The sequence below is a fragment of the Ferdinandcohnia salidurans genome, from assembly GCF_042680725.1.
Classification (GTDB): Bacteria; Bacillota; Bacilli; order Bacillales; family Bacillaceae_L; genus Ferdinandcohnia; species Ferdinandcohnia salidurans.
The window spans coordinates 134,429-150,025 of record NZ_JBHUEK010000018.1; the positions used below are offsets into that span (position 1 = coordinate 134,429).

At 38.4% G+C, this 15,597-nt stretch carries 14 protein-coding genes and 1 riboswitch; of the genes, 9 read left to right on the forward strand and 5 right to left on the reverse strand.

Features of this window, described 5'->3' with window-relative positions; genetic code table 11:
• Positions 1–180 precede the first annotated feature (180 nt).
• Positions 181–1,284 (forward strand): D-TA family PLP-dependent enzyme, encoded by a 1,104-nt coding sequence (locus tag ACFSFW_RS11795; RefSeq protein WP_388038419.1) that lies wholly within the window; start codon positions 181–183, stop codon positions 1,282–1,284.
• A gap of 147 nt (positions 1,285–1,431) precedes the next feature.
• Here the strand turns inward: ACFSFW_RS11795 and ACFSFW_RS11800 are convergent, their stop codons facing one another.
• The 5 genes from ACFSFW_RS11800 to ACFSFW_RS11820 form a co-directional block, all read right to left on the reverse strand.
• Positions 1,432–2,157, reverse strand: a complete 726-nt coding sequence (locus ACFSFW_RS11800; protein ID WP_388038421.1) for a CAP domain-containing protein — start codon at positions 2,155–2,157, stop codon at positions 1,432–1,434.
• A 380-nt stretch (positions 2,158–2,537) separates the two neighbouring features.
• Positions 2,538–3,311, reverse strand: coding sequence for an SGNH/GDSL hydrolase family protein (locus tag ACFSFW_RS11805; protein WP_388038423.1), 774 nt, complete (start codon positions 3,309–3,311; stop codon positions 2,538–2,540).
• 477 nt (positions 3,312–3,788) lie between these two features.
• Positions 3,789–4,223 (reverse strand): CBS domain-containing protein, encoded by a 435-nt coding sequence (locus ACFSFW_RS11810; RefSeq protein WP_388038426.1) that lies wholly within the window; start codon positions 4,221–4,223, stop codon positions 3,789–3,791.
• A gap of 104 nt (positions 4,224–4,327) precedes the next feature.
• A complete protein-coding gene (locus tag ACFSFW_RS11815) occupies positions 4,328–4,873 on the reverse strand; it encodes a LysM peptidoglycan-binding domain-containing protein (protein WP_388038429.1) in 546 nt (181 codons plus the stop codon).
• Between the two features lie 123 nt (positions 4,874–4,996).
• Entirely contained in the window at positions 4,997–6,937 is a 1,941-nt protein-coding gene (locus ACFSFW_RS11820; RefSeq protein WP_388038432.1) for an endonuclease MutS2, read from the reverse strand.
• Positions 6,938–7,513: 576 nt separating this feature from the next.
• Here ACFSFW_RS11820 and ACFSFW_RS11825 point away from each other — a divergent pair.
• The 8 genes from ACFSFW_RS11825 (at position 7,514) to ACFSFW_RS11860 (ending at position 15,580) form a co-directional block, all read left to right on the forward strand.
• Complete coding sequence (locus ACFSFW_RS11825) at positions 7,514–7,711, forward strand: glycine zipper domain-containing protein (RefSeq protein ID WP_304219621.1); 198 nt, start codon at positions 7,514–7,516, stop codon at positions 7,709–7,711.
• A 477-nt stretch (positions 7,712–8,188) separates the two neighbouring features.
• Positions 8,189–9,430 (forward strand): MFS transporter, encoded by a 1,242-nt coding sequence (locus ACFSFW_RS11830; RefSeq protein WP_388038435.1) that lies wholly within the window; start codon positions 8,189–8,191, stop codon positions 9,428–9,430.
• Between the two features lie 107 nt (positions 9,431–9,537).
• A complete protein-coding gene (locus ACFSFW_RS11835) occupies positions 9,538–9,960 on the forward strand; it encodes a VOC family protein (RefSeq protein WP_388038438.1) in 423 nt (140 codons plus the stop codon).
• A gap of 203 nt (positions 9,961–10,163) precedes the next feature.
• A riboswitch (cyclic di-AMP (ydaO/yuaA leader) is annotated at positions 10,164–10,310 on the forward strand.
• Between the two features lie 67 nt (positions 10,311–10,377).
• Entirely contained in the window at positions 10,378–11,055 is a 678-nt protein-coding gene (locus tag ACFSFW_RS11840; protein ID WP_388038440.1) for a potassium channel family protein, read from the forward strand.
• Positions 11,056–11,089: 34 nt separating this feature from the next.
• Positions 11,090–12,415, forward strand: a complete 1,326-nt coding sequence (locus ACFSFW_RS11845) for a TrkH family potassium uptake protein (RefSeq protein ID WP_388038443.1) — start codon at positions 11,090–11,092, stop codon at positions 12,413–12,415.
• A gap of 290 nt (positions 12,416–12,705) precedes the next feature.
• Complete coding sequence (locus tag ACFSFW_RS11850) at positions 12,706–13,827, forward strand: ABC transporter ATP-binding protein (RefSeq protein ID WP_388038446.1); 1,122 nt, start codon at positions 12,706–12,708, stop codon at positions 13,825–13,827.
• A 47-nt stretch (positions 13,828–13,874) separates the two neighbouring features.
• Positions 13,875–14,768: a carbohydrate ABC transporter permease gene (locus ACFSFW_RS11855; RefSeq protein WP_388038882.1), complete on the forward strand. Its 894-nt coding sequence runs from the start codon at positions 13,875–13,877 to the stop codon at positions 14,766–14,768.
• Positions 14,765–15,580 carry a carbohydrate ABC transporter permease gene (locus ACFSFW_RS11860; RefSeq protein WP_388038449.1) on the forward strand — a complete coding sequence of 272 codons (816 nt, stop codon included), beginning with the start codon at positions 14,765–14,767 and terminating at the stop codon, positions 15,578–15,580. Before ACFSFW_RS11855 ends, ACFSFW_RS11860 begins: the two co-directional genes overlap by 4 nt.
• Positions 15,581–15,597: the final 17 nt, after the last annotated feature.

Here is a 15,597-nt window from a genome sequence, read left to right on the forward strand (position 1 = left end):
ATAAGTGGGGGATGAATGCAATATGTGAAACCAATTCAGTAGGGGTTCAAACCCCGACTGAATAAAGTTAAAGCCTCCGGCGGATGCCACGATTTTTCAGAGGTAGCTTTTCGAGCAAGCTCGAAAAAAATCGGGCGCAAATACGCTAAGGCGCATTTGATTTTGTGAGGAGTGGTATTGATGAAAAAGCATGAACTAGATACACCGAGCTTATTAATTGATCGAGAAATTATGATGGATAACATTAATAGAATGCAAACATATGCCAATCAATATGGTGTTCATCTTCGCCCGCATACGAAAACGCATAAAATGCCTGCACTAGCTAAATTACAGGTTCAGGCAGGTGCAAATGGTATTACGGTAGCGAAGGTTGGCGAAGCAGAAGTCATGGCTGAACACGGACTGAGTGATATTTTTATTGCAAACGAAATAGTGGGAGAGGTCAAATTAAATCGCATCAAAAAGCTTGCTGAAACAATTGATATTTCCTTTGGTGTCGACAGCATCGAACAATGTGAAATGATTGAGAAAGTATTTAGTGATAGTCAAAAGCCAGCTCAAGTTCTGATCGAAATTGAAGTAGGTGAAAACCGTTCAGGCGTTATCGAAGAAAGCGATTATACAAGTTTAGTAGAATATATTAAAAACTGCGCGCATGTGAATTTAAAAGGAATCTTTTCTCACGATGGTCATACATACAAAGCCAAAGACCTTGAGGAATGTCGCCGCCTATATAATGAAGCCCAAAAACGCACCCTTCATTTTGCACATTTAGCTGAAGAATTAGGCTGCAAACTTGAAACCGTTAGCATTGGATCGACTCCACCGCTCATGCATGATTTTGGAGTCATGGAGGGAATCACTGAACTTCGTATTGGAACTTATATCCTCATGGATGTTTCGCAAGGAAATGCAATTGGTTCTTACTCTAGATGTGCAGCTACTGTCCTTACAACCGTCATAAGCAAACCAACAAATGAACGCGTCATAACAGATGTCGGTGCAAAAGGACTCACCATGCAGTCGCGAAGTGAAGGAATATGTGCAACGACGGGGATAGGTTATATCAAGAAATATGGTGTTCATATTGACCAGCTTTATGATGAGCATGCAATCATCTATAATGAAGAATTTAGAAATCAAGTTGCAATTGGAGATACACTAGAAGTCATACCAAACCATATATGCCCAGTCTGCAACCTCTATGACCACGCCTACCTAATCTCTGGAGACGAAGTCGTAGACCAAATCCCAATCCTCTGCAGAGGAAAACTGCAATAACGGGGTCACGGGGACAGGTCCCGTGTCCCGCCAATATTTTCCTGGGACAGTGGGACCTGTCCCTCTGTCCCACAAAAAAGCACCCAACGAAATTTCGTTGGGTGCTCATTTATTATAAGGAAGAAAAGCATAGCTTGCTAAACGAGTTTATTTTCCAATAAACATTTGTGTCCAATAATTGCCTTCTACGTGACCTACTCCAATATGAGTGAAGTTTGAGCTTAAGATATTCTTACGATGGCCTTCACTGTTCATCCATGCATTTACAACTTCTTGTGGTGAACGTTGACCCATTGCAATATTTTCACCAGCTGCACGATATTGAATACCAAATTGCTTCATCATCTCAAATGGTGATCCGTAAGTTGGGCTTGTATGTGAGAAGTAACCTTTGTTCTTCATATCTGTAGATTTGATTCTCGCAACTTCACTTAATTTTAAATCAATTTTTAGTGGCTGTAAGCCATATTTTGCACGTTCATTATTTGTTAGAGTTACAACTTCTTGCTCAAACTGACTTAATGAATAAGCAGCTTGGTTCTCAGTTTCTTTTGGCTGTTCTGATGGCTGCTGTTGTACAGGTTGTTGAACAACAGGTTTTTCCTGAATAGGATCTTCAGCTTTTGGTTGAGTTGGCTCCTCAGTTGGTTGTGTAGGTGCCTCCACTTTAGGTTGAGTTTGAGAATACCCAGAATAGTATTTTTTAAGTAAGTTTTGAATAAGGTCATTCCAATTAGTAGAGTTGTTAACAGATACAACATAACGACCTTCATATACATTTTTTGAATCATTTACTTGCTCCGCGGAACTAGCTAATGGCCCAGTAACTAATAGTGCACCTGCCACTAATAATGAAAATACAGTTTTCTTCATATTCAGTCCTCCTCTTGTTTGTATCCAAGATACATCACAATCATAGCATGTGAATTTTGTAATATTTGAGGAAGACTTTTCCTTCATTTGATAACTTAAAACTTTTCTACTATATTAAACACAAACAATCATTGAAAATTAATAGATTGGTCTAATTGAATCACATATCTAGTATTTGTCTACCTTTGGTAATGGAGGTAGAAAATACTAGAATAAGACTATTGACAGGAATGAAAAAAGCCACGTATTATGACGTAAATTACTATTAAATAACAAATGTAACGGAACATAGGATTATGCGTCGCCCCAAGTGGGTCAAGGGGACAGGTCCCGCGTCCCACCACATTCTGGAAATTGGGCCAAGGGACCTCCCGCGATCCTTAAAATAGTTCAGACATTATTTTCTCTGCGATTAGCTTATATTGCTCGGCTTTAAAGTGAATTCCGTCTTTAAGATTATCTTCAATCGGGATTTCAGAACCATTAATATAATGAATATTTTCTTCTTCTGCTAAGGATCTTATTGCATTTGTATAGTGTACTTGATTTATATTTGCATTATTTTTTTTACTAGTAAATGTAGTTGGTGAGATGATAACCACTTCGATTCCTTTTTCTTGAAGCTTTCGAAGTAAATGTTGATTATTTTCTTTATATTGTTCGACAGGGACAGGGAGAGAATGAGGACTGTATTTTAAATGACCTCTTGCATCATTTATCCCAAACATCAATATGACTAGGTCGGGATGATAGCTAAGTACTTCCTTCTCAATATTTTCAAGTGCCTGAATAGATGTCCAGCCGGGATGACCTCTATTAATAACTTTTATATGACGATAGTCAAACTTTTGCTTAAGTTCATATTCTAGTACCTTTGGATAAGGCTCCTTTACTTGAGTTACTCTTCCGGTATTAGAATCTCGTTCATACCCCCATGTAATTGAATCACCATACGCAACAATAGTCACAGCTTGATTACTGTTAAGCTTTTTAATTACTGAAGAATCGTGGATTGATGTAGATCCTTGAGTCGTTGCTTTACTTTCCTGAGGTAACATGAAGGTTTCAATTGTCCCGTTAACCCCAACGAACAACAACACGCAAACCATTATAGAAATAAAATACGAAAGCTGTATATTGGGGCGATTCTTCATATCATTCTCCTACTCTGAGGGACACGGGGACAGGTCCCGCGTCCCACCATTTTTTTACAAAAGGGGTGGTAAGGATGTTCTTTCTGGGACAGTGAACCTGTCCCTCTGTCCCATATGGTTAGTATTATTATTTTATCAAACACAATACAGTGCTACAAAAAGATAATTGTAAACCATTCTTTTATTTATATTGAGCGATGGATGAATGAAGAAAAACATCTAAGTAGGACGAGGAGTTTCGATTGTTGTCTTTTTATATTTGGGGGAGCAGTAGTTGCTGTAGTTGCCATGATTCACTTTTGAAAGAGAAGTATGTTCATTTCAATTGAGGGTGGAACAATCGTATACATGGTTTTGGTTCAAATCGTATTTTAGGGACGCGAGGTATCGCGTCCCATTATTTTTGTTACAAGAAAGTGGTTCTGGTTTCTGGGACAAGGGACCTGTCCCTCTGTCCCAACCCAGCCCTCTGTCCCATTATTGTTGAGGTGCGGATGGGGTTGAGATGTTTTGTAATGCTTGTTCGGCCACGTTTGCGTATTGATTTTGTACGGCTAAATCGCCTAAGGCAACCATTCCTGTTACTTGCCCATTTTCAACGACTGGTAAGCGGCGAATTTGTTGTTGAGCCATTAGATTTGCTGCCTCATGTACATCCATGTCAGGAGTTCCTTGAACAATTTTCTGAGCAGTCATCACTTGAGAAACGGGTGTTTGTGCACTTTCTCCTTGTGCAGTCGTACGCAGGGTAATATCACGGTCAGTCACAATTCCGACCATTTGTCCGTTACTATTTACTACTGGAACAGACCCGATATTGTGTTGGCTCATTAAAGCAGCAGCTTCTTGGACTGACTGTGTTTCGTTAATTGTAACAACATCCGATGTCATAATTTCTCTTAATTGTGCCATATCCATTACCTCCAAATAATTTTTCCCTTTACTAGGTTGGTAATTATTTGTTGTATTTATTGGTGGAATGTTTTCCCTGTGAGCTTTTACCGTGTTTTAAAGGTTTAAAAAGTTGCCGGAATATTAATGATCTGCCCAGCAAGAATTTGGTTGGGATTTGTAATTTGAGGGTTTACTTGTAAAAGGTTATCCACAGATACCCCAAACCAAATCGCTATTCCAAATAAGGAACTCCCAGGACGTACAATGTATTGGACAATCTCAGGACGTTCGTTACATTCAAATCCTAACGATACCCAAGTTTCCTCATCAACAATCCCTGTAACTTCAAGCTCCTTTGTATTCTGTTGCCAGGTTAAAAGTGCTCTCTGTGTCAGTGGTCCATATATGCCGTCAATTGCTCCGCTGTAAAGTCCTTGATCTCTTAAGAGAATTTGTATTCTACTTACAGATGGTCCGCGATCGCCTTGTCGTAAAATAGGGCAAAGTTTGTAGGAATGCCCTGTCGGAGGTAAATTAATAATCTGTCTAGGGTAAATGAAATTTGGATCTGTAATTTGGGGATTGTATATGAGCAATAATGCTATTGATGTTTTAAATCTTAGGGCTATCTGAAAAAAAGTATCTCCAGGTTGAACAATATAAATCATCGATGTGGCTCCTGTCGTTTTTAAACATAATATATGTTTAATGAAGGAGCTTGTGAAACCCCAATAGTTAGAAAAAAACGTTAATCCAAAATAGGATTAACGCTTTTTTAGTTTATGTCATGATTACTCATCTTCCTCTAACCATTTGTCTTCTACGAATTTGCGGTTCATGTCTTTTTTTATTTTTCGATATTCTTTACTTTTGAAGATGATGTCAAAATCGTAATCGGAAGGGTAGAGCTCTGCTGCCGCAATCTTTAACTCAATTCTCTTATAATTAACAGTTCGTTTATCCCCTTTAATTTGCACAATATAATCTCCACGGTCATCTGGTCCTTTGTACACTATGCCGGTTTCACCTGTTGCAACAAGAAGGACGTTATCACCTTGATTGTAGACCGTGACCTTAGATGCATGTGGCTCTTGTTTTCTTTTTTCAACATTACTTCGAGCATACTTATTTACAATGATTTGCTTTTGATAGGTGGGTGATTGCAATGCTTCGCGTGCAATGTTTTGATGGTAATCCTTATCCTGTTGATAGGCTTTCTTATGTGCACGCTCGATAAGTGTTGGGTGCATCCCGAGTTTAGCAGCTATATCAAACGCTTGGCTTTGCCCACTCTTTCCAAGTAAAAGTCTGTACGTTGGTTGTAGTGTTTCGATATCGAATTCCATGGAACCATTTAAAAATCCTTCTGTTTCATCAGCAAAGCTCTTCATTTCACTATAATGGGTTGTTGCAAATAAAGTAGCCCCTTTTTCAAATAGTTGCTCTAAAATAACGATGGCGAGGGCCATTCCTTCCCTCGGGTCGGTGCCGGAGCCAAGTTCATCAATTAATACGAGTGATGAATCGTTTGTGGTTTTTAAAATTTCAATTATATTGACCATCCGCGAGCTAAACGTACTTAAGTTTTGCTCAATGCTTTGGCCATCTCCAATATCGACAAAGATATGTTGGAAGATGGCAATTTCACTCCCTTTTTTGGCTGGAATAGGGAGGCCAGATTGAGCCATCAATGTGAGGAGTCCAACTGTTTTTAATGTTACCGTTTTTCCTCCTGTATTCGGACCAGTAATGATAAGAGCTCGTTCTTGTTCTCCAATTGGAACCGTAAGAGGAACGGCATCATGTCCAAGCATTGGATGACGTGCCTCTTTTAGATGGATCCTGAACTCTTCATTGATTGTCGGAATGTTTGCTTGGATTTTTTGACTGTACTTAGCTTTGGCGAAAAGTACATCATAATGATGCATGGTCTGGGTGGCAACCTGGATCACATGTTCATATGAAAGAAACAACTGAGTGAGTTCATATAAAATTCGCTCTACCTCAGTTTCTTCTGCTATTTTAATGAGCTCAATATCTTCCTGAAGCGTGCTTAATTCAACAGGTTCGATAAAGAGGGTAGAGCCCGAAGCTGACGTATCTAATACTGCTCCTTGAATTTTCTTCCTAAATTCCTTTTTTACTGCTAGAACATAACGACCTGATCGTTCTGCAACATTCGTTTCCTGCAAGTAAGGAGAAATTCTTCCACTTTTCACTAATGACTGTGCTTTTTCTTTTAATTTTTCCTGTTGAGTGGCGAGGTGTCTTCGCAGGTAGTTAAGGTCACTTGATGCATAATCATCTACTTGGCCATTGCGCAAACAGCGACTTATTTCTGCTTCTAGTTGGGATACATCTCCAATGGATGCAGCGTACATGCTTACCATTGGACCGGCATATTCCTTATCTTTCATAAATTGTTTTAATTTTTGACAGTGGTCTAGGAATGAGACAATCCGAGTGAATTGATCTACTTTTATAGCGATTCCTTTTTTTGCTTGCTCAATATAATGATCGATTTGGTCCAAAGAGTGTATCGGAACACTCCCACTGATTGCAAGGATGTTCATTGCTTCTGAAATTTCATGTAAAGATTGCTCGATCTTTTTTTTGTTTTGTGTAGGTCTTAAAGAAAGTAGTGTTTCCTTACCCCGGTCTGTTCTTGCGAATTGTGCGATTTCATTCAAAATTTGATAAAAACCTAATGCTTCCATTGTTTGACGATTCAATGGTAAATCCTCCTTTTAATAAAAAACATAGTTCGTGAGGAATTGTTCACGGGCTATATCAAAAAAGCCGTCATGAACAAATCGCTCATGACGGCTGAAGATAGACCTGGGCATAGCACAGTCATTGGTGTTTTTTAGACACAAAAAAACCATGACAAACATGCCATAGCAAGATCCATTTTTCATAGCTATGATGCGTGTTCTTAACTTTCCAAAAGAAGCCATAGTGAAATAAACATAGCCTTGCTACGTTTTTTTGCTTCTTCCAGCTATCCAATTATGGATTAGTTAAGAACCACCGATAACATAAACTCATACCCCTTTATTTTAAGGCGTTTTTTTACTTACATTACCTTTATAACCTATGCTCGTATGTGAAGTCAAGTGTCTGGGACAGAGGGACAGGTCCCGCGTCCCACAAGAAAAAGCTTAGAACAATGAACCAGCCCTTTGCCAAGTACTACTTGGGGAAATAAGGAAATGATATACGTAATAAATAGCAAATGGCTTTGAGCAAACTAAGCTTTGAGGGAAGTGTAAAAATAATAAGCATTTCCAAAAAAGGAGGTGGGATAATTGGCTGAAAACAAAAGAAACCCCGAGGATATCAATGCTGGTGAGGCAGTAGGAACAGGTGCAGGAGCGGCTGCAGGTGCTGTGATTGGTTCTGTATTGGGTCCACTTGGTACAGTTGCAGGGGCAGTTGCCGGAGGTGCCCTAGGCAACAAAGCGGGCGAAGGTGCTGACGAGGCTGTAGACCAAGAGGAAAAGTAGAAATTCCTTTTTCTTTGGAACTTCACAGGAACTGACAAGTAATCGCTTTATGTGAGGCTGAATCCATTAAGGGTTCAGCTTTTTTATCGTGTTCGGACACTTCTTTATTCAGATAAAATCCTTAAAAAGTGAGGAAGCGGCTTGACCCTCTACTTGTATTTTTAGGTCATATTTGCTATGATGTGTTCATCATTTAAGAAATGGAGGTTTTCCTTGTGACAGCATCAATCAGATTACGTTTCCCAAATTTCACTCGTTAATTTAATACGTTTGAAGCTCTGCCTACGTTCAGAGCAACGGGATTGATCTGTCATTTTTTAAAGAAAACCAATATTTTACGGTTATTTAAAAGAGGGGACGAGGATTCCCTCTTTTTTTGTTGTCTAAAAAAGGATCTTTGACATAAGTGACACGAAGTATGTGAATGTAGGTGAAGCGTGCATTAAATAAATCTGAATAGAAATGAGTTGTTAGAAAATGAATACAATGGATAATAATCTTAAGGAGAATTGGTTCAAGAATATTATTCTCTTTTTAAGTAGCCAGACGATCTCCCTCTTTGGATCATCTCTGGTTCAATACGCCATGATGTGGCATATAACGTTAACGACGGAATCCGGTTTGATGATGACGTTATATATCATCTGTGGTTTTATACCAGCCTTTATTTTGTCACCAGTGGCAGGGGTTTGGGCGGATCGATATAACCGCAAAATGTTAATCATTTTAGCTGATGGACTTATTGCCACTGCAACTTTAATCCTTGCAATTCTCTTTTTTATGGGATTTGATGCAATTTGGTTGTTATTTGTGATGGCAGCCGTCCGTGCCTTTGGAACCGGAATCCAAATGCCTGCAGTCGGTGCGATTTTACCGCAGATTGTTCCTAAGGATAAATTGACAAAAGTGAACGGGGTGAATGGAAGTATTCAGGCTATTATCATGTTTGTTTCTCCAATGGTAAGTGCCGCACTATTAGGTTTTGCGACAATTGAAACGATTTTCTTCATCGATGTCATAACCGCAGCAATTGCAATAATCACACTGCTCGCTTTAAAAATTTCTGTACATGAGAAGGCAGCAGAAAAACAAACAACTAGCTACTTTAGTGATTTTAAACAAGGGCTGCAATATGTAAATAACCATACGTTTCTGAAGAGCTTTTTCCTTTTCTTTGCAGTGTTCTTTGTGTTAATGGCACCGGCAGCCTTCTTGACACCGCTGCAGGTTACGCGCAGTTTTGGTGATGACGTTTGGCGTTTATCAGCAATCGAAATCGCCTTCTCCATCGGCATGATGGTCGGGGGAGGAATAATCGCTTCCTGGGGAGGTTTCGAAAACAAAATTAAAACATTGGGATTTGCTAGTGTAATCATGGGTGTCTGCACATTTGCACTTGGTATCGTTCCTAACTTTTGGGCTTATTTTGCCTTCATGGCTCTATTCGGCGTCGCCATGCCGATTTTTAATACACCCGCAACCGTTTTGTTGCAGGAGAAAGTAGAAGAAGATTACCTAGGAAGAGTGTTTGGTGTGATGGGGATGATTTCAACCTCAATGATGCCCCTTGGAATGCTTATATTTGGCCCAATTGCAGATATCATCAAAATTGAATGGCTCCTTCTCGGAACGGGAATATTCATTATCATACTAGCCATTTTCATGAGCAGAAATAAAGTATTAATTGAAGCAGGAAAACCTACAATCGCAGAATCATAGGGACAAGGGGACAGGTCCCTCGTCCCACCATTTTTTGACAAATAGGATAGTGGAGACTGTGATGACACACCTGTCGTTCCAGTCCTAAAAGGAGGCATCATTCGTTTATGAAAGCCAGAGTCAATGTAATTACATTAGGTGTAAATGATTTGGAGAAAGCATTAGAATTTTATCGCGATGGATTAGGATTCCCAACAGAGGGTATTGTGGGCAAGGAATTTGAGCATGGAGCAGTTGCTTTTTTTGATTTACAATCTGGATTGAAGCTTGCAATCTGGAAACGAGAGGATATTGCTTATCAGGCAAAAGTTACTAAGACTCCAGCAAGTCCTACTGAATTTACAATTGGTCACAATGTAAATAGTAAAGAAGAAGTGGATAAGGTATTGGAGCAGGCCAAAAATGCGGGTGCAACAATAACAGATCCAGCTCATGATACTTTTTGGGGTGGATATTCCGGTCACTTCCAGGATCCGGATGGCCATTTATGGGAAGTAGTCTGGAACCCGGCTTGGGAGATTGAGGACTAGGTTATTGGTTCAAAAAATGAATATGCTACAAGTTTTGAAGAGGCAGTATGTTTTTTAAAAGCATACTGCCTTTTCATATTTAAGAATTCAAGTGCAAGGAGATCACGCCTAAATACGGTTCTTTATCGTCAAAAAAATTATTATTGACAACAAAGTAAAATGGGAGTAAATTCTCATTATTAATTCAAAAAAATAATCCGAACACCTTTTATTCGCTGAATCATTTTTGAGCGGGGGAACCATTTTTTTGATAGGCTCAGCCTATCTTGGGGTGAATCTTACAGAGTAAGAAGGGATACTCTCAATTCCTAATCCGACAGCTAACCTCGTAAGCGTTAAAGTATCCATATCGAGAGAAAGGTCAAAGGTTCAGCCTAAGACCATTCTATTTGTGATGGTCTTTTTTGTATTGGTGTTATGGAAGGAAAAGAGGAGAGGTTGTTGAAAAAGCAATTCGTAGTTATTGGCTTAGGTCGATTTGGGAGTGCAGTGTGTAGGGAATTGAACATGTTAGGTAATGAAGTTTTAGCAATCGATATTAACGAAGACAGAGTGAATAATATGATCAATGATTCAACCACAGCAGTAGTTGCAAATGTAACGGATGAAAATGCTCTCAAAACATTGGGAATAAGAAACTTTGACCTTGCCATTGTCGCTATTGGAGAAGATATGCAATCAAGTATCCATTGTACCTTGTTACTCAAAGAGATGGGGATTGTGGTTTGGGTAAAAGCACAAAATTCATACCACCACAAAATATTAGAAAAGATTGGTGCGGACCGAGTCATTCATCCGGAGCAAGATATGGGAATAAGAGTTGCGCACCAACTTAATTCTGAAAATATCATTGATTTTATTGAGCTGTCAAAAGACTATAGCATTCTGGAATTAAAAGCCACTGAGAAAATAAATCAAAAATCGTTAATTCAATTGGATATTCGTGCAAAGTACGGTTGTACAATATTAGCGATTAAAAGGGGAGAGCAAATCAATATTTCACCTTTACCCAATGATATCCTTCATCAGGGTGATACGTTGGTTGTGATGGGAAGTAATTTAGATTTACAACGGTTTGAAGAAAAAGGCTTGTAGTTTAATGGATTTATAGGATTGGGGAGAAAAAACTATGAAGATCAAACAATATATAAACCTGTCTCCTTATCAACTTTTAATCTTTATATTTATGTTTTTTATACTAGTTGGTTCGCTATTGTTAAAACTGCCTATAGCAACGACAACATCGATTAGTTTGATTGATGCTTTATTTACCGCAACTTCTGCAATGACAGTGACGGGACTTATAGTAGTGGATACTCCAAGTGTGTTTACAACATTCGGTGAGGTAATAATTGTGTCGTTGATTCAACTTGGCGGATTAGGAATAATGTCTTTTGCTGTACTAATCTATATGATGCTTGGTAAAAAGATTGGGTTGAAAGAAAGAATGGTTATACAACAATCATTAAATCAAACTTCGCTTGGAGGAGTTATTAAACTAGTTAAAAACCTGTTTATCTTTTCAATTTCAATTGAATTTATTGGCTTGCTTATTTTATCCATTAAGTGGGTTCCTGAATATGGATGGTGGAAGGGAATATATTATAGTTTTTTTCACTCTATATCTGCGTTTAACAATGCTGGCTTTGCATTATGGTCAGATAGTCTAATGGGTTATGCAGGGGATCCAACCGTTAATATAGGGATTACCTTTCTATTTATAACAGGTGGAATTGGGTTTACTGTATTGATGGATATCTGGCATAATAAACGTTTTAACAAACTAAGTCTCCACTCCAAACTGATGATAATTGGTACATTTATTATTAACGTTGTAGCAATAATTCTGGTGTTTTTATTAGAGTATAATAATCCGAAAACATTAGCGGGTTTACCTTCGTTGCCAGATAAATTATGGGCAGCTTACTTTCAGGGTGTCGTACCAAGGACCGCAGGGTTTAACACCCTAGATATTGCAAGTATAAATGAATCTACAGCCTTTTTAATGATCATTTTAATGTTTATTGGAGCGGGCAGTGCCTCAACGGGTGGAGGAATAAAAGTAACCACTTTTCTTGTTATCATCTTTGGAGCCTTGTCGTTCCTTAAGGGAAAACAAGATGTAGTTCTTTATAAAAGAACATTACCTGGAACAATGATCATCAAAGCCTTAGCAATCTCAACTATGAGTCTTATATTTGTATTAGGAGCTGTGTTCATATTAACGATTTCAGAGGATGCACCATTTTTAGTTTCGTTATTTGAAGTAGTATCTGCTTTTGGTACGGTCGGAATGTCAATGGGACTAACATTTTCACTCTCATTCATCGGAAAATTAGTAATAATATTCATGATGTTCTTTGGCAAAATTGGCCCACTTACCCTTGCCTTTTCTTTAGCGAAACCGAAAGTCAATAAAATAAAATATCCAAATGGAGACATTCTAACTGGATGAATTAACTCTCTAAAAAAACCCTGAACCGTGAAAAAACTTCCGGTATCAGGGTTTTTTATTTTGGGACGCGGGGACAGGTCCCGTGTCCCACCATTTTTTTACAAAAAGAGGTGTGCATCGTTCTGGAACAGTGGACATGTCCCATTGTAAATAGTACATCTGGCCTGTTTAGTGTAAAGATTCGTTTAATTTATTAAGTAAATTTAAGAGATTGTCAGGAAACAGTAAATTCGCTTTTTTATAGCACGAATTGTGGTTAAATGTTGTTGTAATTAGAAAGGAGGTTGGCCATGAGTCGAGTTGAGTTAACTGACATCTCTAAATCCTATGATAAACAAAAGGATGTATTGGATGGCATCACTGTTTCAATAGAGGAAGGTGAGTTTTTCGTACTTGTTGGTCCTTCTGGGTCTGGTAAGAGTACATTGCTTCGGATGATCGCAGGACTTGAAGAAATTTCTGGGGGGATTTTGAAGATTAACAATGAAGTTGTGAATCATCTCCCTCCAAAAAATCGAGATTTATCTATGGTCTTTCAAAATTACGCCTTATATCCACATTTAACTGTAGAGCAAAATATTCTGTTTGGGTTACAAGCTAGAAAAGTGGATAAAAAAGAACAGCAAAGAAGGCTGAAAGAAGCTGCAGAAATGTTAGAGTTAAGCGAATTGCTAAAGCGGAAACCAAGAGAGCTTTCTGGTGGACAAAGACAACGCGTTGCACTTGGACGTTCGGTTGTAAGCCAAGCCCCTCTATGTTTAATGGACGAGCCGCTATCTAATTTGGATGCTAAGCTTCGTGCGAATATGCGAGTTCAAATTCGGAGGCTGCAAAAACGTCTGGGGCTAACCATGATCTATGTTACCCACGACCAAGTCGAAGCGATGACGATGGGTGACCGAATTATGGTCCTCAATGATGGCAAGATTCAACAAGTCGGTCAACCGATTAATTTATATAATGAACCGCAAAATTTATTTGTTGCTTCTTTTATCGGTTCACCAAAAATGAATCTAGGAAAGGCTGTTATTTCAGAGGATGGGACACAAATAGTAATTGAAAATCAACTTAAAATTTCAATCGATCCAACGATTGTAAAGGATATACCGAGAAACCGAAATCTCGTAGTTGGTATTCGCCCAGAGCATCTCATCTCAGGAATTGAAAAAGAAAATTATCTTACATATCTAGAAGCAGTTAATATTGAACAATTAGGAAATGAAACATCAATCGCTTTTGATGTAGGTTCAGAATTATGGACGGCAAAATGGCCAGGGCAGTGGAACATCCACTTTGGACAAATGGTTCCTGTGCAAATTATGCCAGAATACATATTATTCTTTGATGGTGACACAGGAAATCTACTTAAATCTGCTGAACTGGGGAAGAAACAAGAGGTTGTAGCAATATGAGTATGATCAGTCCAATCATAGAAAATGAAAAAAACTATGCTGCTCAAATGAAGAGAGCAAACAAGCAAAAGCGAATGACTAGTTTGGTAAAAGGAATTCTATTTTTATTGCCGTCTATTGTTTTGTTTGGAGTTTTTCTGTTTTATCCATTGTTTAAGACCATTTATTTAAGTTTCTTTTTAACAGATGCAAAGGGAGCTACTACCGTATTTGTAGGCTTGGAAAATTACTTATACATGTTTTCCGATCCTATTTTATTAAAAAGCTTAAAAAATACTTTTTTGTTTGTCATCTATACGGTACCTGCAACTATTATAATCAGTTTGTTTTTAGCCGTCATTTCGAATGAAAAACTAAAAGGGATTGGCTTTTTCCGAACTGTTTTTACGTCAACGATGGGTATATCGGTTGCCGCAGCTTCAGTATTTTGGTTGTACTTATTTAATCCAACTATGGGGTTATTGAACCAAATCCTAAACATGTTAGGTGCGGAATCGATTGGCTGGCTTACAGATCCGAAATGGGCAATGGTTGCTATTGCCATTACCACCATTTGGATGAACATAGGTTTTACATTTTTAATTTTGCTAGGTGGTTTACAATCCATTGAGACTTCTTTATATGAAAGTGCGGATATTGAGGGTTCAGGGTATTTTTATAAGTTTAGAAGAATTACACTCCCGATGCTTTCACCGACATTATTCTTTGTGATTACTGTTTCAATTATCAATTCGTTCCAAACGTTCGGTCAGATCGATATTTTAACACAGGGTGGACCAGCAAATGAAACGAACTTAATCGTCTATTCGATTTACCGAGAGGCATTTGTGAATTATCAATTCGGAACGGCAAGTGCACAGGCAATCGTGTTATTTATTCTAATTTTAGTAATGACTGCTCTGCAATTTAAGCTGGGTGAGAGGAGGGTTCACTATCAATGATGATGTCATTGGGAAGAAAAGTAACCTTCTATATTTTATTGATCATTTCAGCACTTTTAATAGCAGGACCGGCTATTATGGCAATTGTCATGAGTTTCATGACGAACCAAGATATATTAACTGCCAGTATGCCGTCCAAGCTAACAGCAGATAATTATGTGGCTGCTTTTGAACGTTTTCCGTTATTCAAGTATTTGTTTAATAGTTTTGTAGTGTCGATTGTGATTATGCTCGGACAATTGGCTTTATCGAGTCTAGCAGCCTATGCTTTTGTATTTTTAGAGTTTAAAGGAAGAGATGTTCTATTTTATATTTTTATTGCAACAATGATGGTTCCCTTTGAGGCGTCTATTATTCCAAACTTTCACATTATCCGTGACCTAGGTTGGCTTGATAACTACGCAGGCCTAACGATTCCATTCTTTGCCACGACGTTTGGCACCTTTTTGTTGCGACAGCACTTTAAACAAATTCCTAAAGAATTAAGGGAAGCGAGCCAAATTGCCGGGATTGGTGATTTTAAATTTTTCTTAACGGTCGTTTTACCTGTATCAAGAACGAGCTTAGTCACATTAGGGGTATACGGTTTTCTAACATCCTGGAATATGTATTTATGGCCACTTCTTGCAACTACAAACGATACGGTTCGTACGGTGCAAATTGGCTTGAAACAATTACAAACACAAGAACAGTTAAATGACTGGGGTGTTATCATGGCAGGTGCTGTGATTGTCATTATCCCAACCTTAATACTGCTTTTCCTTGGACAAAAGAAGTTACAAACAGGTTTAACAGAGGGCGCTGTAAAATAACAGTTTCCTCGAACATA